A 23186-nucleotide genomic window follows, 5' to 3' on the forward strand; every position below is an offset into this window, starting at 1 on the left:
TTGCTCCGATCAGGATAGCCAGCCCTCAGGCTGGGCTCTCTTCGTTTTCGAACCAGTGGGCACGTGCCGTCATGATCAGCGAAGCTGCACGGGCCGCATCCAGTCCATCGATGTCGGCAAGATCATCGACCGCCTGCTCCGCGAGATCCTCACGGGTGATCACTCCACGACTGGCCAGCTGCCTGGCCAGGGCTACATCCATGCCTGCCAGCGCCAGAAGGTCCTCAGCCGGCTGCGCCCCGCCCGCGGTCTCCTCGGTGGCAATGGCCATCGTCAACAACACGTCGCGCGCACGGCTGCGCAGCTCATCGACGATCTGCTGATCGAATTCCTCGATTCCGAGAAGTTCCGCCGCGGGCACGTATGCGATCTCCTCGATTGTCGAGAATCCCTCCTGCACCAGAATGAGTGCCACATCCTCGTCCACATCGAGCTGCTTCATGAAGAGCTCGACAACCGTCCGGGCCTCCTGCTCGCTCTTCTCGTCCGCTGCAGCCTCGCTCATCACATTGAGTTCCCAGCCAGTCAGTTCACTGGCAAGGCGGATGTTCTGCCCTCCACGGCCGATGGCCTGGGACAGTTTGTCCTCCGCTACGGCAATGTCCATGCTGTGCGATTCTTCATCTACCACGATGGAACTCACCTCAGCGGGAGACATCGCATTGATTACAAACTGGGCCGGATTGTCGTCCCAGGGGATGATGTCCACCCGCTCCCCCGCCAGTTCATTCGACACGGCCGTGACGCGTGAACCGCGCATACCGACGCATGCACCAACTGGATCGATACGCGAATCATTGCTCTTGACGGCAATTTTGGCTCGCAAGCCGGGATCGCGGGCAGCGCCCATGATCTCGATCAGCCCCTGACCAACTTCCGGAACTTCGATTTTGACAAGTTCCACGAGAAACTGCGGCGCCGTCCGGCTCAAAAACAGCTGCGGGCCGCGGAGCTCCGAGCGAACTTCGCGCAGCAACGCCTTCATCCGGTCCTGTGTCCGGACCGGTTCTCGCGGAATCATGTTCTCGCGCGGAATGAAGCCTTCGGCATTGCTGCCGAGATCAAGGAAGATTCCGTTCCGATCCACCCGCTTGACAACACCGCTCAACAGCTGACCAACACGACCCGCAAACTCCTCGACAACCTTCTTTCGCTCGGCTTCGCGAACCTTCTGCACAATGACCTGTTTGGCGGTCTGCGCAGCGATTCGGCCAAAATCCACCGACTCGATCGGGACTTCGACATAGCCACCAGGCTCGGCCGCCGCATCTATGTCGACAGCATCGATCATCCTCAATTCCTTGTCGGGAAACTCCAACTCCTTCGAGTCGTCGGCAAACACCTTCCAACGCTGAAACGTTTCGTAATCTCCGGTCTTGCGGTCAATGCTCACACGAGCGTCTATCCCGTCGCCATGTCGCTTACGCGTTGCCGACGCCAGTGCTGCTTCCAGCGCCTCGAATATGATCTCCTTCTCAACGCCCTTCTCATTGGAGACTACATCGACCACATTGAGGATTTCTTTGTTCATAAGACCAACTTCCGCGCCTTCAATTGCCCGCGGCCCCATGAAATTCTGGAACCAGACGAACCATTTCCACATCTGCCAGCGCTATGCGCTGTGCACCACCGTCACTCGACACTTCAATCATGTTTCCATGGCGCGCAACCAGAGTGCCACGGATCTGCCGCCGACCATCGACAAGCCTGCGGAGCTTTACCCTGACCTGCGCGCCGGCAAACCTGTCGAAATGCGCTGGCTTCACCAAGCGGCGATCCAGCCCGGGAGACGACACTTCCAGGCGGTATTGGCCACCGACCAACTCGGCAACATCAAGTGCGCTGCTCACCTGGCGGCTCACGCGCTCGCAATCATCCACCGTCACGCCACTCTCGGAATCGATGAATAGCCGAATCAGGCCCCGTCCATGGCCAAAGTCGACCTCGAGGTCCGCCAGCTCGAAGCCCACACTCACCACCGTCGGTTCGAGCAATTCCCAAATCACCTGCCTGTTTGCCGCCATCCACCTTCAGCCAGTTCTATTGCTCACGACCGCAATAAACAAAAAATGGGCCAAAGGGCCCATCGTCTGCAGCGCCCGGCTCCGTCAGTGCTGACGAAGCACGGCTGCAAAAAAGAAATAGCCCCGACGGGGGCCACTTCCGCAGATCCTGATTGCGCGAAACGACCGACCCGGCGACTGCCACCAGATCGACGAGCCCAAGCGCCCTTGTGTCCGGCTGCCTAGCTGCCAAGCCGGACCCTATCACACCAGTGAGTATTCTAGCCGTCCGGGCCCGGTACGGTAAACCCTTGGTTCGGATAGGCCTGCGGGCAGCTCTTTGCCCACGTGATCTAAACCAACTGGCTGCCAGGCGAAGCGATTCCGGCAGCCGATACGGAAGCGAATGGACACGAGAGCCGAAGGAAGCAGCCCCCAAAACCGCGGAAGGCCGTGCTGGTGCACGGCCTTCCACACGGAATTTGGTAGCGGGGGCAGGATTTGAACCTGCGACCTTCGGGTTATGAGCCCGACGAGCTGCCAGACTGCTCCACCCCGCACCGGTTTGCGGCCGCGATACTACCCCTCCTTCGGGTGCACCGCAATGGTTGCAGCAGCTGGTCAGCCCAGCGCGCGCGCGCAGAGCTCCAGCAGCCCCGCAGGAAACAGGCCCAGCCCGAGCAAAATCAAGGCATTGACGCTGAGCATCACCCGGAAGTCCGCGGGAGCACTTACAGCAGGCAGGCCGGCACCTTCATCGAAATACATCAGATGCACGATTCGCAGGTAGTAGAAGGCACCTATCACCGAAAAAATCACCGCAGCCGTAGCGAGCAGGGCTTGGCCCGACTCGAGCAAAGCCAGGAGTATCCACCACTTTGCGTAGAAGCCCGCGAATGGCGGAACACCGATCATGCTGAACATCACAATCAGCATCATCAGCGCAAACCACGGGCTGCGACGGTTGAGGCCCCTGAAGTCATCCAGCAGATCGGCATCAGAACCACCGCTGGCAAGCAACAGCACGACACCGAACGCGCCTGCGGCCATCAGGACATATATGACCGTGTAGTAGAGGGCGGCCTGCACGCCACCTCCCTGCCCGGACAGAAACCCAAGCAGGATGAAGCCGACATGCGCAATCGTCGAATACGCAAGCATGCGCTTGATATTCGTCTGCATGATGGCAACGAGATTGCCTATCCCCAGCGACAGGACCGCCAGCACGGACAGGATCAATTGCCAGTCCATGTCGATCGGGCCCAACGCATCAACCAGAATTCGCATGGTCAGGGCAAATGCCGCGACTTCCGGTGCGGTAGCGACAAACAGCGAAACACAGGTGGGCGCGCCCTGGTATACATCGGGCACCCACATGTGAAAGGGCGCTGCACCGAACTTGAAGGCAACACCCACCATCACGAAAGCGAGCCCTACCAGGGCCCCCGTCTGCCCGGCCGCCCCAGGCTCCAGCGCAGCCGCGATGCTGCTGAACATGATGCTGCCCGTGACCCCGTAGAGAAGAGAAATTCCATAAAGGAGGCAACCGGATGCAATGGCACCCAGCACAAAGTACTTCATGGCGGCCTCAGCACCTACTGCCGAATCCCGCTCGAACGCCACCATGGCATACAGCGCCAGTGACAGGGTTTCAAGGCCGAGGTACATCGCCAGGAAACTCGCCGAGGAAATCATGACGAGGATCCCGAGGAGCGCAAACAGGCCCAGCGCATAGAATTCCGCGGCCACGAGCTTGCGCTCGCTCAGGTAAGCACGGGAATACACGAACACAACTGCCACGACGGCGAACACGAACAACTTCAGAAACCGTGTCATCGGATCCTGAACAAAGGCCCCGCCCGGCATCAAGATCGTGGCAGTCGGATCGCCGGACCCGGTCACCCAGGCCGCCACGACCAGGCATGCCAGGGTCAGCAGGTAGAGGAGATTGCGGCTATCCCTGGCGAAGACGCCAACCAGCAGCACCGCGCATATTCCGGCACCCACCACGATCTCGGGCAGGCATGCCCCGAGATAGCTCATGACATCGCCATTCATAATTTGGACTGGGTAATGTGGTTGGCAAGGTTATCCACGGAGGCCGACAGGACGTCTACCAATGGTGCTGGCCATAGACCGAGCACCATGACAGCCACCGCAACCAGCCCGAGGACCAGGAATTCCCGCGCGTTCAGATCCTGCAATGCCGCCACACCCTCATTGGCTACCGGGCCGAACACGACGCGCTTGACCATCCAGAGCGTGTACGCCGCACCGAGGACCAGCGTGGTCGCGGCCAGGAATGCGTACCAGAAATTAGCCTGGAAACTTGCCAATATCACCAGGAACTCACCGACGAAACCCGATGTCCCTGGCAACCCCGAATTGGCCATGGCGAAAAGCACCATGAATGCCGCAAACCGCGGCATCGTGTTCACCACTCCACCATATGCGGCAATCTCACGGGTATGCATGCGGTCATACAGGACGCCAACGCAGAGGAACAGTGCGCCTGAAACGAATCCGTGGGAGATCATCTGCACCATGCCGCCGGTGATGCCCATGGATACACCGGGAAGTTCTCCCGTCCGGGACAGGATTCCCCATGCCAGAAATAATCCAAGGGTGACGAACCCCATGTGTGCGACGGACGAGTAAGCGATGAGCTTCTTCAGGTCCTGCTGCACCAGCGCCACCAGGCCGATGTAGACCACGGCCACCAGCGACAATGCGATCATCACCGGTGCCAGCAGGCCCGCGGCATCCGGGGTCACGGGGAGGCTGAAGCGAACGAAGCCGTAGCCGCCCACCTTCAAGAGAATTGCGGCCAGGATCACCGATCCACCGGTCGGCGCTTCCACATGCGCATCCGGGAGCCATGTGTGAACGGGCCACATGGGTACCTTGACTGCAAATGCGACGAGAAGGGCCAGGAATATCCAGATCTGCTCTGTGAGTGAGAGCGGCAGTGCATGGAAATCGAGGATGCTATAGCTATCGGCTTGCAGGTAGAGGTAAATGAGCGCCACCAGCATGAGCACCGAACCAAGGAACGTATACAGGAAGAACTTTACGGTTGCGTAAATGCGTCGCTCACCTCCCCAGACACCGATGATTACAAACATCGGGATCAGCATGGCCTCCCAGAAGACATAGAAAAGAAATGCATCCAGCGCGGCAAAGACGCCGATCATCAGGCCCTCGAGGATCAGGAAGGCCGCAAAGTATTGCGCTGGTCTGAGTTTGATTGTCTCCCAGCCAGCAATGATCACCAACGGCGTCAGGAAGGTAGTCAGTACGATCAGCGGCATCGAAAATCCATCGACGCCCAGGAAGTACTCAACTCTGAATGCCGGCACCCAGGGCAGGCGCTCGACAAACTGCATATGCCAGGTTGTCCGGTCGAAACCCGTCCACAGCAGCAGGCTGGCCGCAAATGTAGCCAGTGAGGCCAGAAGCGCGAGCCAGCGATCGGCACGGAATCCACCCGCCGCTGCGCCACGACCACTGGCCAGTACCAGCATTCCGCCACCGATAGGTAGCGCGATCAGTAAACTGAGAAGTCCCACTCGAAGTGATCCTGCAAGGGCGTCAGCCGCCCCGGAAAATGATCCAGGCAAGGAGTACCGCCAGGCTGATGATCATGGCGAAGGCATAGTGGTACAGGTATCCGGTCTGGCCACGGCGCATGTATCCCGCAATCCAGCCAAGCGTCCTCGCGCTGCCATTGACCACTGCACCATCGATGAGCAGCGCATCTCCAATCCGCCAGAACAGGGTGCCAACGCCACGCGCACCACGCGCGATGACCTTGTCGTTGAACTCGTCGAAGTAGTACTTGTTCACGAGCACCGCGTGGATTCCGCTCAGGCGCCGCCTGACCATCCCGGGTACCGCAGGATTTCGCAGGTATGCATACCACGCCAGGGCCACTCCAGCCATCGATAGCGGTAGCGGCCAGCCGAGCATGCCGTGCAGAACGAACTGGCCTGGCCCATGGAACTCTCGACCCAGCTCAGCGAGTACGTCATGACTACTGTTGACCACAATCGCTCCGTCGAAGAAGGTTCCGAACAAGAGCGAGCCAATGGCTGGCCAGCCGATAGCCACGGACGGAATTGCCAGGAGCATCAGCGGGACCGTGATGACCCATGGCGATTCCCGAAGGTGGTGCCGGGTTTCCTCGTCCATGCGTTCCTTGCCATGAAAGACCAGAAAGAACATCCGGAACGAATACAGGGCCGTGACAAAGACACCAATCACCAGGCAGAAATAGGCATACCCTGCGCCCGGCATTTCCGCCAAGCCAACGGCCTCGATGAGCGCATCCTTGGAAAAGAACCCTGAGAACCCCGGAAAGCCGATCAGCGCCAGGGAGCCAACCAGGCTCGTCCAGTACGTGATCGGCATGTAGCGGCGCAGGCCACCCATCCTGCGTATGTCCTGCTCATGGTGCATGCCGACGATGACTGAGCCGGCGGCGAGAAAAAGCAGCGCCTTGAAGAACGCATGCGTCATGAGGTGGAAAATGCCGGCGGCGTAAGCCGATGCACCCAGGGCCGTGGTCATGTAGCCCAGCTGCGACAGCGTCGAGTATGCCACCACTCGCTTGATGTCATCCTGCACGACGCCGATGAATCCGGTCAGTAATGCGGTGGTCGCACCCACCACCAGCACGACACTCAGCGCTGTCTGCGAATGCTCGAACAGCGGTGACATTCTCGCCAGCAGGAACACGCCTGCCGTAACCATGGTCGCGGCGTGGATCAGGGCCGAAATCGGTGTCGGGCCTTCCATGGAGTCAGGCAGCCAGACGTGCAGCGGCATCTGTGCGGACTTGGCCATGGCGCCCACGAACAAGCCCAGGCAAGCCACCGTAGCGACCGACCATGGGCTGCCCGGAAAAATCTCTATTCGCTGGCCTTCGAGGGTTGCCGCCTGCGCAAATACCTCCTGATAGTCCAGACTCCCGGTAAACGCCAGGATGGTGGCGATTCCCAGCAGCATGCCGAAATCGCCCACCCTGTTCACCAGGAATGCCTTGAGGTTGGCGAAGATCGCCGCCGGCCGCTTGTACCAGAAGCCAATGAGGAGATAGGAGACGAGACCCACCGCTTCCCAGCCAAAGTACAGCTGCATGAAGTTGTTGGACATCACCAGCATGAGCATGGCGAAGGTAAACAGCGAGATATGACTGAAAAACCGTTGATACCCCGGATCGTCATGCATGTAGCCGATTGTGTAGACATGCACCATCAGCGACACGAAGGTCACCACCGTCATCATCAGCGCTGTCAGGCGATCAACGAGGAACCCGACCTGCAAGCGCACCCCGTCCGTCACCAGCCAGGTATAAACCTCCTGGTTGAACGGTATGGCATTGGGCTCGAGCTGTTCGCGCAGGGCCATCAGCGACATGACGAATGACGCACCGACGGCCAGAATGGTTACCGAATGCGCACCAGAACGGCCGATGAGGCGGCCAGCCAGCCCAGCCAGCAGCGCCGCAGCGAGAGGGCAAAGAATGATGGCGAGATATACGCTGCTGCTCACGGTCAACCTCGCAGTACATCCAGTTCCTGGACGTTGATGCTCCGTCGGGTCCTGAATATCACCACCAGGATGGCCAGGCCGATTGCCGACTCCGCCGCTGCCACCGTCAGGATGAAGAAGACGAAAACCTGGCCTGTAGCATCACCCATGAATCGGGACAACGCGATGAAGTTGAAGTTGACGGCCAGCAGCAGCAACTCAACGCACATCAACAGAATGATGACATTCTTGCGATTGATGAAAATGCCCGCCACGCTGATCGCCAGGAGCAAGGCTGACAAGGCCATGTAGTGCGTCAGCGTAATCATGCGTCCCGCTCCGCCTGCACCTTGACGATTCGTACCCGATCCTCACGACGTACCTTGACCTGTGCGGAAATGTCCTGGACCTTCAGGCCTGGACGCTGGCGCTGGGTCAGCATGATGGCCGCGACTATGGCCAGCAGCAGGACGAAAGCGGCAAGCTCGAACTCGAAGACGTGTCCGCCAAACAGCGCAAGGCCTATTTCGCGGGTGTTGCTATGGTCCGGGCCCTGACTCACGAGCGGTGCAGCCAGAGGCATCCCGGACGTCTTCATCCAGACCAGGCTGAGCACCTCGGCAACCATGATCGCCGCTACCACGCTGCCGATGGGCGCATAACGGGTGAAGCCCTCGCGCACGGCCGCCACATTCACATCAAGCATCATAACGACAAACAGGAACAGCACCATCACCGCGCCCACGTACACCAGCACCAGTACGATTGCCAGGAACTCGGCCTCCAGCAACAGCCACAGCACCGCACTGGTCACGAAAGCCAGGATCAGGTACATGGCCGCATAGACCGGATTCCTGGAGACAATGACGCCCATTGCCGCACCAACCAGGACCAGCGCCAGACACCAGAACATGAGCAAGGTGATCATTCGTCGCCTTCCTGCACGCTCAGCGGAACCGGGCGTCCGCCAACTTGTCGGCGGCGATCATGGGTTCGTATTTGTCTCCGATCGCAAGGAGCTTGTCCTTGGTCATGATGTTCTGGCCAGGCTGCTCCATGTGGTACTCGTACAGCCGGGTCTCGACGATGGCATCCACCGGACATGCCTCCTCGCAGAAGCCGCAGTAAATGCACTTGAAAAGATCAATGTCATACCGCGTGGTGCGCCGCGTGCCATCCATGGCCACGTCCGACTCGATGGTGATGGCCGCAGCTGGACATACGGCCTGGCAAAGCTTGCAGGCGATGCAGCGCTCCTCACCGTTTGGATAGCGGCGCAGCGCATGCAGCCCGCGGAAGCGTGGTGATTGCGGGGTCTTCTCCTCCGGGTACTGGATGGTAACCTTCTTCACGAACAGGTTCCGCAACGTCACGCGCAACCCCACAAGAAGGTCCCACAACGAAAGGGTCTTGATTGCCGAAGTCACGGAATTCATCGTCAATCGCTCCAGGGACCGACTTGGGCCACCATCATGGCGCCCTCCAGCATGATCCAGACGAGCGTCACCGGGATGAACACCTTCCATCCCAGGCGCATGATCTGGTCATAGCGGTAGCGCGGAAACGTGGCTCGCAGCCACAGGAAACAGAAGAGAAAGAACGCGATCTTCAGGCACAACCAGGCCAGCGACGGCTGTCGCAGAAACCCGAGTGGCGTGCCTTCCAGGCCCATGAACCACGGCCCGGCGAAGAACGAGTGCCATCCGCCAAAGAACATCACCGCAGTCAGGCCCGCAATGAGGATCATGTTGGCGTATTCGGCAAGGAAGAAGATGGCAAAAGCCACGCCGGAATACTCGACATGGAAGCCGGCAACAATCTCGGATTCACCCTCGGCGACATCGAATGGCGCGCGATTCGTCTCAGCCACGCCGGAAATGAAATACACCAGGAAGAGCGGGAACAGTGGCAACCAGAACCAGCGCAGAAAGCCACCAGACTGTGCTTCGGTGATAACCCCGAGATTCAGGCTGCCGCCTGCCATCAGCACGCCAACGAGCGCGAACCCCATGGCAATCTCGTACGCCACGATCTGTGCCGCAGAGCGCATGGCGCCCAGGAAGGCATACTTCGAGTTCGAAGCCCAGCCGGCGAGAATGACGCCGTAGACCGCCAGGGATGTCAGCGCGAGGATGTACAGCAGTGCGGCATCGATCTGCGCGATCGCATAGCCCGGGAATAGTGGCATGACCGCCCAGGTGGCCAGCGCGGGTACGATCGACAGCAGTGGCGCAACGAAGAACAGGAAGCGGTTCGCCCGTGACGGCACGACCACTTCCTTCAGAAGCAGCTTGATGACATCCGCAAAGGGCTGGAACCAGCCCCTGGGCCCGACCCTGTTCGGACCGATGCGGTTCTGCATGTAGCCGATGACCTTCCGCTCCAGGTAGGTGAGGAAGGCCACGCACAGGATAAGCACCACCACCAGCGGCACGATCTGCAGCGCAATGTAGACCACCTGGACTACGATCTCGCGCAGCCCATCAGGCAGGAACCCCAGAAGTTCGTTCAACCAGTCAATCATGACTCACGCGGTACGGCGCCCCTCCGCGGCTTCCACGCCCATCAGCCCGTCGTCGGTCTGTTGCAGCGAGCTCGCCCGCCGCAGCAATGCATCCACCTGGTACATCGGCACATCCAGATCGACACCGGCAATGGCCGTCGACCTCGGGGCGGCACCTGGCGCAGCACGGGACCGCGTCAGCTCACCCGGCAATAGCTCTCCGGCCAGTGTGCGGACCTCGGCTGCAATGGCATCGGCCGCGGCGTAATCGAAGCGTGCCACACCCAGGCGCTCGCCCAGCACTCGCAGCACTTTCCAGCCGGGTCGTGTCTCGCCAGGAGGTTGCACCGCTGCCGCAAAGGACTGCCATTGGCCCGAGAAGTTGACGAAAGTCCCGTCGGTTTCGAAATACGTGCCAATGGGCAACAACACGTCTGCCAGCGACTGCAACGAATTGCCGTGGAAAGCCGAAAACGAGACAACAAACCGGCCGTCACCAGCCGCTCGTTGCAAGGTCGCGCCCCCCGCGCAGTCGAACTCCGGCTCGATGCCATACAGGATCAGGCCCGACGGCGCTGCCTGGATGATCTTCTCGGCACTCGCGCCAGCCTGTGCCCGGAGACGGCCACCTGCTTCGCGATGGGGCAAGGCGCCGGCGAGTGCAAGTCCGACGGCATTGGCTCCTTCCGGAATGTAGCCTAGCGCTGCGCCGGTGAACCGGGCGAGCGCTCGCGCCAGCGCATCGATCTCGGCAAACCGCGGGTGGCGCATGGCAATGTTGCCCAGGAAAATGGCGGAGCGCCCTGCTCCACGCAAACGAGCCAGCGCCTGGTGATGCCGCTCTTCCGGTGCCGGAGCCTGATCGAGCAGTCGCGCCAGGTCTGCCTGCCGCTCAGCGCCAGCAGCTGCCGCACGCACCAGGACAGCCAACTGCAACCAGAAGTCCTCCGTGCTGCCAACCATCGTGTCAGCCACGGGAAAGAGCATTGGATACGGGGCGGGATTGATGAACCCCACCCCAGCGCCCCGGAGTGCTGCCTTGCGCAAGCGGTGGGCCAGCAGGGGCACCTCCTTGCGGATATTGCTGCCGATTACCAGCACCTGCTCCAGACCTTCAACTTCTGCCACGGACATGCCGAGCCAGGGAATCTCGGCATCCTGCTCCTGGTCACGGAAATCCCGGCGACGCAGGCGGTAGTCGATATTGGCTGACCCCATGTGCGACAACAGCCGCTGCAGCAGGTACCCCTCCTCAATCGTGACACTTGGCGAAACCAGTGCCGCGACGCCAGCGCCCTGGACCCGCTGCAATCCCGCGGCTGTGGCGTCCAGTGCTTCAGCCCACGAGACAGGCCGCCAGCCATCAGCGCCCCGCAGCTGAGGCTGGACAAGCCGATCCGTGGCATACAGACCCTCGTAGCTGAACCGGTCGCGGTCGGAGGCCCAAGTCTCGTTGATATCTTCACAAGCCTCTGGCACCACCCGCTTGACCTTGCCGTTCATGACATGGGCGAGGATGTGAGCGCCGAGGCCATCGTGGCCCGCCACCAGCGGCCGCTGCTGCATTTCCCAGGCACGTGCCGAGAAGCGGAACGGTTTGCTGTTCAGTGCACCTACAGGGCAAAGGTCAATGATGTTGCCCGAGAGTTCATGTTTCACGCTGCGTTCGATGTAGGGCGAAATCTCGACTCGATCGCCACGACCGATCGTCCCGAGCTCCTGGAATCCAGCAATCTCCTGGGTAAACCGTACGCAGCGGGTGCAGTGGATGCAGCGGGTCATGTCGGTGGAGATCAGCGGACCGATATTCTTGTCGCGCACCACCCGCTTGCGCTCCGAAAAGCGGGAAATGTCGCGCCCGAATCCAAGAGCAAGATCCTGCAACTCGCACTCCCCGCCCTGATCACAGATGGGGCAGTCGAGCGGATGGTTGATAAGCAGGAATTCCATCGTCGCCCGCTGGGCATCAATGGCTCGTCGTGATCTGGTGTGCACCTTCATGCCAGGCGCCACAGGCGTGGCGCAGGCCGGCATCGGCTTCGGCGCGTTCTCCACTTCGACGAGACACATGCGGCAATTGGCTGCCACCGAAAGCTTCGTGTGGTAACAGAAGCGTGGCACATATGCGTCGACGGCATCGGTCACTTCGATCAGCATCTGGCCAGGTCGCGCCTCGACCTCGACGCCGTTGACCTGGATCGTGCACTTGTCCTGGCTCATGACTGCATCCTGCCCGGCGGCCTCAAGCGGCTTCGGGTTGCACCTCGACAAGGGACCGACCAGCGTTTGCGACCATGTACTCGAACTCGTGACGGAAATGCCTGAGGAAGCTCTGCACGGGCCATGCCGAGGCATCGCCGAAGGCGCAGATGGTGTGACCCTCGATGTGATTCGCCACATCCAGCAGCAGGTCGAGGTCCTCCTGTGTCCCCTTGCCAGCGATGATCCGCGACAGCACCCTGTGCATCCAGCCCGTACCCTCACGGCACGGCGTGCACTGCCCACAGGACTCCGCATGATAGAAGCGGCTTATCCGGCGCAGCACCGACACCATGCACGTCGTCTCATCCATGACTATGACAGCGCCCGTGCCGAGGGCAGACCCGGCAGCCTTCACGGAGCCGTAATCCATCCTGACATCCATCATCACCGCTCCAGGTACCACCGGTACGGACACTCCGCCCGGGATCACCGCTTTGAGGGCGCGGCCGTCGCGCACGCCACCAGCGATTTCCAGCAGCTCGCGAAAGCTGATGCCCAATGGCAGTTCGAAGTTGCCCGGCCGGTTCACGTGGCCGGAAACGGAGAAGATCATCGTGCCGCCGGAGTCCTTCGGGCCAAGCGCCGAAAACCACTGCGGGCCCTCTCGCAGGATCTTCGGCACGGAGGCGAAGCTCTGCGTGTTGTTGATCGTGGTGGGCATGCCGAACAGACCCTTGTTTGCCGGGAAAGGCGGCTTGAAGCGCGGACGCCCCTGCTTGCCTTCCAGCGACTCGAGCAAGCCTGTTTCCTCACCGCAGATGTAGGCACCGGCACCGACGAAGGCGTGAAGGTCGAAATCCACCCCCGAGCCCCTGATGTTCCGGCCGAGAAGACCGGCCGCATAGGCCTCTTTGAGGGCTGCTTCGAACCGCGGTATTGGCTCGTCGAGGAACTCGCCGCGGACATAGTTGTAGCCCACAGTGGCGTTCATGGCGTAGCCGCCAATGGCCATTCCCTCGATCACGGCATGCGGATTGAACCGCAGGATGTCGCGGTCATGACAGGTGCCGGGCTCGCTCTCGTCCGAGTTGCACACCACGAACTTCTGCATCGGCTTGTCACGCGGCATGAAGCTCCACTTCACTCCAGTGGGAAAGCCTGCGCCGCCGCGGCCACGCAGCCCTGATGCCTTCACAGTGTCGATCACCTGGTCGCGGGTGAGCTTACCCGCCAGGATCTGCTCCCAGGCGGAATAACCGCCGACCCGCCGGTACGTGTCGAGACTCCACGGAACGTCGGCTCCTAGCGTCTCGAGACAGACCAGGTTCTGCTGTGGGTGCAAGGGGCTCACTCCAGGGCGTCCAGGATCTCGTCGGCACGCGCCGGCGTGACATTTTCGTAGAACTTGTGATCAACCATGATCATGGGCGCCCCGGTACAGGCAGCCAGGCACTCTTCCTCCTTCTTCAGGAATATCCTGCCGTCGGGCGTGCTCTCGCCAACAGCAATTCCAAGGTGCTTCTCGACGTGAGCCAGCAACTGCTCCCCACCACAGAGCATGCACGATATGTTGGTGCATACCGATACGCTGTGGCGGCCGACCGGCCTGGTCTCGAACATTGAGTAGAACGATGCCACCTCGAATACCTGGATTGCAGGCAAGCTCAGGTAAGCGGCAACAGCTTCCATCAGTTCAGTCGTGAGATAACCACCGTTTTCGTGCTGCACGGCATGCAGCGCGCCAATGACGGCCGATCGTTGGCGACCCGCGGGGAACTTGGCGACCCAGTGATCGATTTCCTCGCGCACATGGCTTGAGAGCAGCGCTGTCTTGTCGCTGGGCTGCATGGCTTTCCTATCGATCGATCTCGCCGAAGACGATGTCCTGCGTGCCAATGACGGCAACGACATCAGGAAGCATGTGGCCGCGCACCATGTCGTCCAGTGCGGCGAGGTGCGGAAATCCCGGGGCGCGGACCTTGACGCGAAACGGCTTGTTCGCGCCATCGGAAACAAGGTAGACGCCAAACTCGCCCTTTGGATGCTCAACTGCGGCGTAAGTCTCCCCGGCGGGAACCGTATACCCCTCCGTGAAGAGCTTGAAATGATGGATCAGGGATTCCATGTCTCCCTTCATGTCTTCGCGGGATGGTGGCACCAGCTTGTGATCGTCCACGGTCACCGGCCCGGGGTTGGCGCGCAACCAGCGGACACACTGCCGGATGAGGTGATTCGACTGCCGGAGCTCCTCCATACGCACCAGATACCGGTCGTAGCAATCGCCATTCACGCCCACAGGGATGTCGAAGTCGAGATCGGCATAGACCTCGTATGGCTGCTTCTTGCGCAAGTCCCATGCAATTCCGGAGCCGCGCAACATCGGGCCGGTGAAGCCGAGCTGCATGGCGCGCTCGGGTGTGACCACCCCGATGTTTACGGTGCGCTGCTTCCAGATCCGGTTGTCAGTCAGCAGCGCTTCATACTCGTCGATACAGGCCGGGAACCGGTCGGTAAACGCCTCGATGAAATCCAGCAACGTACCGTCGCGGGTCTCATTCATGCGCTTGACTTCCGCGCTGGAGCGCCAGCGGGAATCCCGGTAGCGCGGCATCGAGTCCGGGAGGTCGCGGTACACGCCGCCAGGCCGATAGTACGTGGCATGCATCCGCGTCCCGGAGACCGCTTCATAGCAATCCATGAGGTCCTCGCGCTCCCGGAAGCAGTAGAGGAAGACCGTCATGGCGCCGATATCGAGCCCGTGGCATCCCAGCCAGAGCAGGTGATTCAGGATGCGCGTGATCTCGTCGAACATCACGCGGATGTACTGAGCACGGGGTGGCGGTGTCACCCCCAGCAACTTCTCGATTGCCAGAACGTAGCCGTGCTCATTGCACATCATGGACACGTAGTCGAGGCGGTCCATGTAGCCGATGCTCTGGTTGAACGGCTTGGTTTCAGCCAGCTTCTCCGTACCCCGATGCAGCAGGCCGACATGCGGGTCCGCCTTCTGGATCACCTCGCCATCCATTTCCAGAACCAGGCGCAGCACGCCGTGGGCAGCGGGATGCTGCGGTCCGAAATTGAGCGTGAACTGCTGGAACTCAGCCACGGGCAGGCCCGTCCTTGAGATCCGGCATGTAGCGGTTGTCATCGCGGATGGTTTTTGGAACCAAGACGCGCGGCTCGATGCTGACGGGCTGGTAGATCACCCTCTCCTTGTCAGGGTCGTAGCGCACCTCGACGTTGCCGCTGACAGGAAAGTCCTTGCGGAACGGATGGCCGATGAATCCGTAATCAGTCAGCAGGCGACGCAGGTCCGGGTGCCCCTCGAAAAGGACGCCAAAGAGGTCGAACGCCTCCCGCTCGTACCAGTCTGCAGCCTGCCAGACACCCACCAGGGATGGCACTACCGGGGGATTGTCACTGCCAGTGAAAGTACGCAGCCGCAGGCGCCAGTTCTGGCTCACGGACAACAGGTGGTACACGACTGCAAAGCGTCTTGGGTCGAATGGCGAGCCGGGGTCCGGTACGATGACCTCGCGGACGGCGGCGCGACTGAAGCCCGTACCCGTGGCCGTCGAGGTATTCCACTCGGCCTCGCCGTAGCCCAGATAGTCGACGCCACACAGATCCACAAGGGTCTCGAACCCGAATTCCGGTTCGTCGCGGAGCGCGCGGGCAACCTCGGGGAGCACGGCCTTGCCGATTTCATAAGTCAGCTCACCGGTTCGCGAAGGCACATGGCGCAGTTCAGCGCCGAATCGCCCTGCGATTCGCTCTGCCAGTACTGCGGATCTTGAAGTCATCGGCGGCCTAACGCGCAAAGGTGCTGGTGCGGCGGATCTTGTTCTGCAACTGCAGGATCCCGTAGAGCAGGGCCTCGGCGGTCGGCGGGCAGCCCGGCACGTACACGTCCACCGGCACGATGCGATCGCAACCGCGGACAACGGAGTAGGAATAGTGATAATAGCCGCCGCCGTTGGCACATGAGCCCATGGAGATCACCCACTTCGGCTCAGGCATCTGGTCGTAGACCTTGCGCAAGGCAGGGGCCATCTTGTTGGTCAGCGTCCCGGCGACGATCATCACGTCGGACTGCCTCGGACTGGGACGGAAAATGACCCCGAAGCGGTCAAGGTCATAGCGTGCCGCGCCCGCATGCATCATTTCCACGGCACAGCAGGCCAAGCCGAACGTCATGGGCCAGAGTGACCCGGTACGCGCCCAGTTGACCAGATCATCGATCTTGGTCACGACAAAGCCGCGTTGCTGCAGCATCTCAGGCGGGCTCTGCGTCAATCCCACTCGAGTGCCCCCTTCTTCCATTCATAGACGAACCCGACCACCAGTACGGCCAGGAAGATCCCCATGGATACCAGACCCGCAAGGCCAAGGGTGTCGAGTGCAACGGCCCAAGGAAACAGGAAGGCAATTTCCAGGTCGAACACAATGAACAGGATCGCCACGAGGTAATAGCGGACGTCGAACTTCATCCGCGTATCCTCAAATGCCTCGAAGCCACACTCGTATGCGGAAAGCTTTTCGGCGCTCTTCTGCCCCCGCCCCAGCAAAAGCCCTGCCCCGAGGAGCACCAGGCCAATGGCCGTGGCGATACCCAGGAAAATGAGCACCGGCAGGTAGTTCTGCAGCAAGCTGGTAACCTCGAGGCCTCATGGCCTGCGCACAACGCCTGCGCACCCAGGCCGGCCTAACGTATCAGTATTCCATGGTGCCGATGGTGAGACTCGAACTCACACGGCTTGCGCCACCGCCCCCTCAAGACGGCGTGTCTACCAATTCCACCACATCGGCATTGCGTCAGTTCACGGCACGGTGCTGCCGGCGGGAGCCGGTGCATCGCCATCGGGCACCCGGGAAGTGTCCACCGGTTTCCCTTCACTTCCAGGCGCCGGCGTAATCCCCGCGGCTCCAGAGGCACCCTCGATCACGCTCTTGGCTACCGGCCGCTCGGCACCGAGGTACGCGAGCCCAAGGCTCGTCGCAAAGAAGATGGTTGCGAGGACAGCCGTTGAACGGGACAGGAAGTTTGCTGAACCCTTGGCGCCGAAAACGGTTGCTGACGCACCCGCGCCGAAGGCTGCGCCCGCCTCGGCACCCTTGCCGCGCTGGACAAGGACCAAGCCGACGATCATGACGCCTACGATCACGTGCAACACCAGCAGAAGCGTTTGAATGGTCGTCATGTCGTTGTTCCCGCAGCAGCGCTGCAGATCTTGAGAAAGTCGGCCGCATCCAGGGATGCGCCCCCGACCAGGCCACCGTCGATATCCGGCATGGCGAACAGCTCCCGGGCATTTGATCCCTTTACGCTGCCGCCGTACAGAATACGAAGCTCACCGCCTATTCTAGCAGACCGGGCCAGCACGGCATGCCGGATCACGGAATGAACTTCCTGCGCCTGCTGCGGTGATGCCGTATGGCCGGTGCCGATGGCCCATACCGGCTCGTAGGCAATGATGCCGAGCGCCAGCTCCTCATCCGAAACGACATCCAGCACCGCATCCACCTGGCGCCGGACCACCACCTCTGTCGTCCCGGCCTGGCGCTGTTGCAGCGTCTCGCCGACGCACAGGACAGGCGACATGCCGGCGGCAACGACGGCCCTGAACTTGCGGGCGACAAGCTCGTCCGCTTCGCCAAACAGGGTACGGCGCTCGGAATGCCCCACCAGGACATGACTGCAGCCGACCTCACGCAGCATGACCGCGGATACCTCTCCGGTGAACGCGCCCTGGGTCTCGGCCGCCGCATCCTGGGCCCCCAGCATCACCGGGCTGCCCTGGAGCACAGCCGATACTTCCGCCAGGTACACGAACGGCGGGCAGACCATGACGTCGATATCCCAGCCGGAATGCAGCCCGGCGCGGATTGCACCGAGCAGGCTGGCGTTGGAAGCCCGGCTTCCGTGGAGCTTCCAGTTTCCCGCGACGAGAGGCCGCCTCATGAGGATCCCATCAGAGAACACGCAGGGCACCGCGCGAACCGGGGCACCTTCGACGGGCGCGAAGGTTAGCCGCCCCCCACCCCGAAATCAATGGCGGCAAACCACCAGCCGGGTCTCAGGCGGCTTCACTCGCCACGACTCTGGCGATCTGCTCCGCCAGCTGACGAATCTCCCCTTCGTCCTCGCCTTCCACCATGACGCGCACCACCGGCTCGGTCCCGGACGGTCGCAGTACTACCCGGCCACGTTGCCCCAGGTGATACTTCACCTGATCGACGGCCGAGCGCACCGGTGCGCTGCTGCCCAGGTCGAGCCGCCGCGCCGTCCGGACATTGATGAGAACCTGGGGAAACCTGCGCATGCCACCCGCCAGCTCCGCCAGGCTGCACCCCGATTCCCTCATGATCGCAAGTACCTGCAGCGCGGTAACCAGGCCGTCGCCGGTCGTCGTCTTGTCCAGGCACAGGATGTGCCCGGATGTTTCGCCACCCAGCTTGCCACCCGTTTCACGGAGCAGCTCGAGGACGTATCTGTCGCCCACCCTGGCCCGCCGGAATCCCGCCCCGATCTCGCCCAGGGCGAGCTCCAGGCCGAGGTTGCTCATCAACGTGCCGACCACCGGCCCTTCCAGCAACCCGCGTCGGCGCCGATCCGCCGCAAGGACATACAGGATCTGGTCGCCATCGACAAGATTGCCGAGGTGATCGACCATGACCACGCGGTCCCCATCCCCGTCGAAGGCGATGCCGATGTCGGCCCCGACACCCTTGACCATCAGGGTAAGCAGCCCAGGCTGCGTGGATCCACAGCCTTCATTGATGTTACGGCCGTTGGGCGAGCAGCCGATTGGCACGATATCGGCACCCAGCTCCGTAAGCGCGCGCGGTGCAACCTTGTATCCGGCCCCATGGGCGCAATCCACCACGACCTTCAGGCCGTCGAGCCGCAATGGACCCGGCACGGTGCCGACACAGAACCTCTGGTACTGCTCGATGGCGGTTTCCAGCCGCTTTGCACGACCGAGCGCACCCGAATCCCGGGTGATGGCTGGCTCCACCAGGTGCGCCTCGATGGCCTCCTCGATGCTGTCGGACAGCTTGCCTCCATGGCGGTCGAAGAACTTGATGCCGTTGTCGGAATAGGGATTGTGGGAGGCGCTGATGACCACCCCCAGATCGGCTTCGCTCGACTGGGTCATGTATGCGATACCCGGCGTCGGCAGCGGACCGAGCAGGATCACATCCATGCCAGCGGCGACAAATCCGGCTTCCAGCGCAGATTCGAACATGTATCCGGAGACGCGCGTATCCTTGCCGATCATCACGCGCCCACCGCCCGGTGCCAGCACGCGTGCTGCGGCACTGGCGAGCCGGAGCGCAAATTCAGCCGTCATCGGGTGTTGCCCGACCTGCCCGCGAATGCCATCTGTCCCGAAGAATTGCCTACCCATCTACTGTCGCTCCGATCACGGCCCCAATGACACGCAAAGCATCCACGGTTGGCCCGACATCATGAACCCGGATAACGGATACCCCCTGAAGGGCAGCATAAGCCGCCAACGCCACGCTGCCGTGCAGGCGGTCGCCAACCGGCTTCCCGGTGAGGGCCCCGATCAAGGCCTTGCGTGACAGCCCGACCAGCACCGGCAGCCCCAAGCCGGTGAATTCCCGCAAGGAACGCAGCAGCTGCAGATTATGCGACAGGTCCTTGCCGAAGCCGAACCCCGGATCAATCAGCAGGGAGGCACGTGGCATGCCGGCAGCTTCGCATGCAGCAATCCGGGTGGCGAGGAAACCCCTCACCTCGGCTACTACGTCCAGGTATGCGGGTGCCACCTGCATGGAAGCCGGCTCGCCCTGCATGTGCATCAGGCACACGGGCACCCCAAGGCCTGCTGCCGTCGCCAGGGCGTCCGGCCGCCGCAAGGCATGGACATCGTTGATCATGCCGGCTCCGGCGTCCACGGCCGCCCGCATGACGTTCGGCTTGCTGGTATCGACCGACAACAGACAGGGAATCCGCCTGGCCAGCGCCTCGATCACCGGCACCACCCTGCGCATCTCCTCCACCTCGGTCACCGGTGGTGCACCGGGTCGCGTGGACTCTCCCCCAATGTCGATGATGGCGGCTCCGGCTGCCGCCATTGCCTCGGCATGGGCCAGAGCGGCGTCCAGACGTGAAAAGCGGCCGGCATCCGAGAATGAATCCGGCGTGACATTCAGGATGCCCATGACCAGCGGTGGCCCGCCAGCCTGCAGGCAAATCCTGCCACTCACCTTCCCTGCCCCTGCTTGGTCAGGTGCGCCAGGCCCGGGTCCCTTGGCCGTGGCATGCAGGCTACCGGGCCTTGCCGTCGGTCAGTGCTGCTTGGCAGGCTCCCCAATCCCCGGCTCACCCTTGGCCGCACCCGTCGTGGGTGCTGGAGAAGGCGGCACAGGACCGGTGCTGTCCCAGCCATCCGGGGGCCGCGGTTCGCGGCCCGCCATGATGTCCTTCAGCTGTTGCTCATCGATGGTCTCGAACTTGATCAGCGCACCTGCCATGCTGTGCAGCTTGTCCATGTTCTCGCGCAGGATTGACTCTGCACGCCGGTAATTGTCATCGATGATCTTCCGGACCTCTTCGTCGATGGCGTGGATGGTCACGTCGGACACCTGCTTGTGCTGGGTGAACGACCGGCCGAGGAACACTTCTCCGTCCTCTTCGGTGTAGGTCAGCGGCCCCAGCCGCTCGGACAGCCCCCACTTCGTGACCATGTTGCGGGCGATGTCGGTTGCGCGCTCGATGTCATTCGCGGCACCAGTCGTCACCGCTTCGCGACCGAAGACGATCTCCTCGGCAATCCGGCCGCCAAACAAGCTGGAGATCTGGCTGTTCAGCCGGCGCTTGCTCAGGCTGTAGCGGTCCTCCTCCGGCAGGAACATGGTGACACCCAGGGCACGACCACGCGGGATGATCGATACCTTGTAGACAGGGTCATGGTCCGGCACGGACAGGCCGACTATGGCGTGGCCTGCCTCGTGATAGGCCGTCAGTTTCTTCTCTTCTTCACTCATGACCATGGAGCGCCGCTCGGCGCCCATCATGATCTTGTCCTTCGCCTTTTCGAACTCATCCATCGTGACCGTTCGGCGGTTCGAGCGGGCAGCGAATAGCGCCGCCTCGTTCACCAGGTTGGCGAGATCTGCCCCGGAGAAGCCCGGCGTGCCCCGCGCAATGACGGAGGGCCGTACATCATCGGCAAGCGGCACCTTGCGCATATGCACCCGGAGGATCTGCTCGCGGCCACGCACGTCCGGCAGCGGCACGACGACCTGGCGATCGAACCGTCCCGGGCGCAGCAAAGCCGGGTCCAGCACGTCAGGCCGGTTGGTCGCGGCAATGACGATGACGCCCTCATTGCCCTCGAAGCCGTCCATTTCCACCAGCAGCTGGTTCAGCGTCTGCTCGCGCTCGTCGTGGCCACCACCGAGGCCGGCGCCGCGATGGCGCCCGACGGCGTCGATCTCGTCGATGAAAATGATGCAGGGGGCGTGCTTCTTCGCCTGTTCGAACATGTCGCGCACCCGGGACGCACCGACACCGACGAACATTTCGACGAAATCCGAGCCGGAAATGGTGAAAAATGGCACCTTCGCTTCCCCGGCGATCGCCTTGGCGAGCAGGGTCTTGCCGGTACCGGGGGAGCCGACCATGAGGACGCCACGGGGAATCTTGCCGCCCAGGCGCTGGAACTTGGCCGGATCCCGCAGGAAATCGACGATTTCGCCAACTTCTTCCTTCGCTTCCTCGACGCCCGCCACGTCATTGAAGGTCACGTTGACCTGGTCCTCGCCAAGCAACCGGGCACGGCTCTTGCCGAAGGACATGGCCCCACGGCCACCGCCACCTCCCTGCATCTGCCGCATGAAATAGACCCAGACGCCAATCAGCAGCAGCACCGGAAAGGAATTGATGAACAGGCTGACCAGGATGTTCTGCCCCTTCGGGGCCGTGGCGCTGATCTGCACGTGGCTCTTTTTCAATTCGCCGATCAGTGCCGTATTGTCGGTTTCCGGGCTGTAGGTGACGAAACCTTCGCCGGTGACGCGCTCTCCGCGGATGGTGTCACCTTCAAAGACCACCCGCTCGACCTGGCTGGCATGGACCCAGTCCAGGAAGGTCGAGTAATCGACCGCCGCAGGCTGGCGCCCGCCGGTACCGAAGCTCTGGAACACCGTCAGCAGCACGATGGCAATGACGATCCAGAGAATGATGTTTTTGGCCAGGTCGTTCACTGGAAAACCTTCAGTCGCATGAGCGACTTATATGGATCCAACAAGTTTAGACGCTACTATAAACGATAGTTTCCCGCCACCAAGTACATCTCACGGCTTTCCGCCCTGGACGATGCCGGCTTGCGGATGCGGACCGAGCCAAAATCCCGCCTGGCAGCCGCCACCAGGGCCTCGAATCCCTCACCCTGGAATACCTTGGCCAGCACCGCTCCGCCCGGTTCGAGGAAATGGTCGGCACTCTCGAAGACCGCCTCCACCAAAGCCAACGCCCTGGGCTGGTCCACACTCCTGTTTCCAGTGATATTGGGGGCCATGTCGGAAATCACCAGGTCCGCCCTGAGGCCACCCAGGGCGGTCAGCACCTGCTCCTGTGTGCCCGGCTCGACGAAGTCCCCCTGGATCACCACGACGCCTTCCAGCGGCTCCATAGGCAGCAGGTCGACGGCTATGACCCGGCCGGAGAGGCCCACTCGCCCGGCGGCCACCTGCGACCATCCTCCAGGTGCCGCTCCCAGGTCCAGGACCCGCTTGCCACGACGCAGCAGCCGCTCGCGGTCATCGATTTCCATCAGCTTGAATGCGGCCCGCGATCGCCAGCCCTCGGTCCGGGCACGCCTGACATACGGATCGCTCGCCTGCCGCTGCTTCCACCTGCCGCTGGATGACTTCCTGGCCATGTATGCGCAAACCGCCCCGTTCGTCGC

22 protein-coding genes and 2 tRNA genes are annotated in these 23186 nt (G+C 61.8%); all 24 read right to left on the reverse strand.

Going from position 1 to position 23186, the window contains the following annotated elements:
* Positions 1 to 25: 25 nt before the first annotated feature.
* Complete coding sequence (gene nusA / locus HRU81_05660; protein ID QOJ31625.1) at positions 26 to 1531, reverse strand: transcription termination/antitermination protein NusA; 1506 nt, start codon at positions 1529 to 1531, stop codon at positions 26 to 28.
* A gap of 19 nt (positions 1532 to 1550) precedes the next feature.
* On the reverse strand, positions 1551 to 2024 hold the full coding sequence (locus HRU81_05665; protein ID QOJ31626.1) for a ribosome maturation factor RimP: 474 nt from the start codon (positions 2022 to 2024) through the stop codon (positions 1551 to 1553).
* A gap of 462 nt (positions 2025 to 2486) precedes the next feature.
* A tRNA-Met gene (locus HRU81_05670) sits at positions 2487 to 2563 on the reverse strand.
* Between the two features lie 61 nt (positions 2564 to 2624).
* Positions 2625 to 4061: an NADH-quinone oxidoreductase subunit NuoN gene (nuoN, locus tag HRU81_05675; protein ID QOJ31627.1), complete on the reverse strand. Its 1437-nt coding sequence runs from the start codon at positions 4059 to 4061 to the stop codon at positions 2625 to 2627.
* A complete protein-coding gene (locus HRU81_05680; GenBank protein QOJ33300.1) occupies positions 4058 to 5527 on the reverse strand; it encodes an NADH-quinone oxidoreductase subunit M in 1470 nt (489 codons plus the stop codon). The genes nuoN and HRU81_05680 overlap by 4 nt, the downstream gene beginning before the upstream one ends.
* A gap of 67 nt (positions 5528 to 5594) precedes the next feature.
* A complete protein-coding gene (nuoL, locus tag HRU81_05685; protein QOJ31628.1) occupies positions 5595 to 7556 on the reverse strand; it encodes an NADH-quinone oxidoreductase subunit L in 1962 nt (653 codons plus the stop codon).
* Positions 7557 to 7558: 2 nt separating this feature from the next.
* Entirely contained in the window at positions 7559 to 7864 is a 306-nt protein-coding gene (gene nuoK, locus HRU81_05690; GenBank protein ID QOJ31629.1) for an NADH-quinone oxidoreductase subunit NuoK, read from the reverse strand.
* Positions 7861 to 8463, reverse strand: coding sequence for an NADH-quinone oxidoreductase subunit J (locus tag HRU81_05695; GenBank protein ID QOJ31630.1), 603 nt, complete (start codon positions 8461 to 8463; stop codon positions 7861 to 7863). The genes nuoK and HRU81_05695 overlap by 4 nt, the downstream gene beginning before the upstream one ends.
* Positions 8464 to 8482: 19 nt before the next feature.
* On the reverse strand, positions 8483 to 8971 hold the full coding sequence (gene nuoI / locus HRU81_05700; GenBank protein QOJ31631.1) for an NADH-quinone oxidoreductase subunit NuoI: 489 nt from the start codon (positions 8969 to 8971) through the stop codon (positions 8483 to 8485).
* A gap of 2 nt (positions 8972 to 8973) precedes the next feature.
* Positions 8974 to 10059 carry an NADH-quinone oxidoreductase subunit NuoH gene (gene nuoH, locus HRU81_05705; GenBank protein QOJ31632.1) on the reverse strand — a complete coding sequence of 362 codons (1086 nt, stop codon included), beginning with the start codon at positions 10057 to 10059 and terminating at the stop codon, positions 8974 to 8976.
* 3 nt (positions 10060 to 10062) lie between these two features.
* Positions 10063 to 12258 carry an NADH-quinone oxidoreductase subunit G gene (locus HRU81_05710; GenBank protein ID QOJ31633.1) on the reverse strand — a complete coding sequence of 732 codons (2196 nt, stop codon included), beginning with the start codon at positions 12256 to 12258 and terminating at the stop codon, positions 10063 to 10065.
* Positions 12259 to 12280: 22 nt separating this feature from the next.
* Positions 12281 to 13564: an NADH-quinone oxidoreductase subunit NuoF gene (gene nuoF / locus HRU81_05715; GenBank protein ID QOJ33301.1), complete on the reverse strand. Its 1284-nt coding sequence runs from the start codon at positions 13562 to 13564 to the stop codon at positions 12281 to 12283.
* Positions 13565 to 13587: 23 nt separating this feature from the next.
* Positions 13588 to 14088 carry an NAD(P)H-dependent oxidoreductase subunit E gene (locus HRU81_05720; protein ID QOJ31634.1) on the reverse strand — a complete coding sequence of 167 codons (501 nt, stop codon included), beginning with the start codon at positions 14086 to 14088 and terminating at the stop codon, positions 13588 to 13590.
* 7 nt (positions 14089 to 14095) lie between these two features.
* Positions 14096 to 15349 carry an NADH-quinone oxidoreductase subunit D gene (locus HRU81_05725; protein ID QOJ31635.1) on the reverse strand — a complete coding sequence of 418 codons (1254 nt, stop codon included), beginning with the start codon at positions 15347 to 15349 and terminating at the stop codon, positions 14096 to 14098.
* The gene (locus HRU81_05730; GenBank protein QOJ31636.1) at positions 15342 to 16046 is read right to left on the reverse strand and encodes an NADH-quinone oxidoreductase subunit C; all 705 of its coding nucleotides are present in this window, start codon (positions 16044 to 16046) and stop codon (positions 15342 to 15344) included. Before HRU81_05730 ends, HRU81_05725 begins: the two co-directional genes overlap by 8 nt.
* Positions 16047 to 16053: 7 nt before the next feature.
* Positions 16054 to 16518, reverse strand: a complete 465-nt coding sequence (locus HRU81_05735) for an NADH-quinone oxidoreductase subunit B (GenBank protein QOJ31637.1) — start codon at positions 16516 to 16518, stop codon at positions 16054 to 16056.
* A gap of 17 nt (positions 16519 to 16535) precedes the next feature.
* A complete protein-coding gene (gene ndhC / locus HRU81_05740; protein QOJ31638.1) occupies positions 16536 to 16892 on the reverse strand; it encodes an NADH-quinone oxidoreductase subunit A in 357 nt (118 codons plus the stop codon).
* 75 nt (positions 16893 to 16967) lie between these two features.
* Positions 16968 to 17052: transfer RNA gene (locus tag HRU81_05745), tRNA-Leu, on the reverse strand.
* 11 nt (positions 17053 to 17063) lie between these two features.
* Entirely contained in the window at positions 17064 to 17444 is a 381-nt protein-coding gene (secG, locus tag HRU81_05750) for a preprotein translocase subunit SecG (protein QOJ31639.1), read from the reverse strand.
* Positions 17441 to 18205, reverse strand: a complete 765-nt coding sequence (locus HRU81_05755; protein QOJ33302.1) for a triose-phosphate isomerase — start codon at positions 18203 to 18205, stop codon at positions 17441 to 17443. The genes secG and HRU81_05755 overlap by 4 nt, the downstream gene beginning before the upstream one ends.
* Before the next feature lie 115 nt (positions 18206 to 18320).
* Positions 18321 to 19655 carry a phosphoglucosamine mutase gene (gene glmM, locus HRU81_05760; GenBank protein QOJ31640.1) on the reverse strand — a complete coding sequence of 445 codons (1335 nt, stop codon included), beginning with the start codon at positions 19653 to 19655 and terminating at the stop codon, positions 18321 to 18323.
* Positions 19648 to 20436, reverse strand: coding sequence for a dihydropteroate synthase (gene folP, locus HRU81_05765; protein QOJ31641.1), 789 nt, complete (start codon positions 20434 to 20436; stop codon positions 19648 to 19650). Before folP ends, glmM begins: the two co-directional genes overlap by 8 nt.
* Positions 20437 to 20562: 126 nt before the next feature.
* The gene (gene ftsH, locus HRU81_05770) at positions 20563 to 22482 is read right to left on the reverse strand and encodes an ATP-dependent zinc metalloprotease FtsH (GenBank protein ID QOJ31642.1); all 1920 of its coding nucleotides are present in this window, start codon (positions 22480 to 22482) and stop codon (positions 20563 to 20565) included.
* Between the two features lie 56 nt (positions 22483 to 22538).
* A complete protein-coding gene (locus tag HRU81_05775; GenBank protein QOJ31643.1) occupies positions 22539 to 23159 on the reverse strand; it encodes an RlmE family RNA methyltransferase in 621 nt (206 codons plus the stop codon).
* Positions 23160 to 23186: the final 27 nt, after the last annotated feature.

It is taken from the genome of Gammaproteobacteria bacterium (genome assembly GCA_015709695.1).
Taxonomy (GTDB): domain Bacteria; phylum Pseudomonadota; class Gammaproteobacteria; order Steroidobacterales.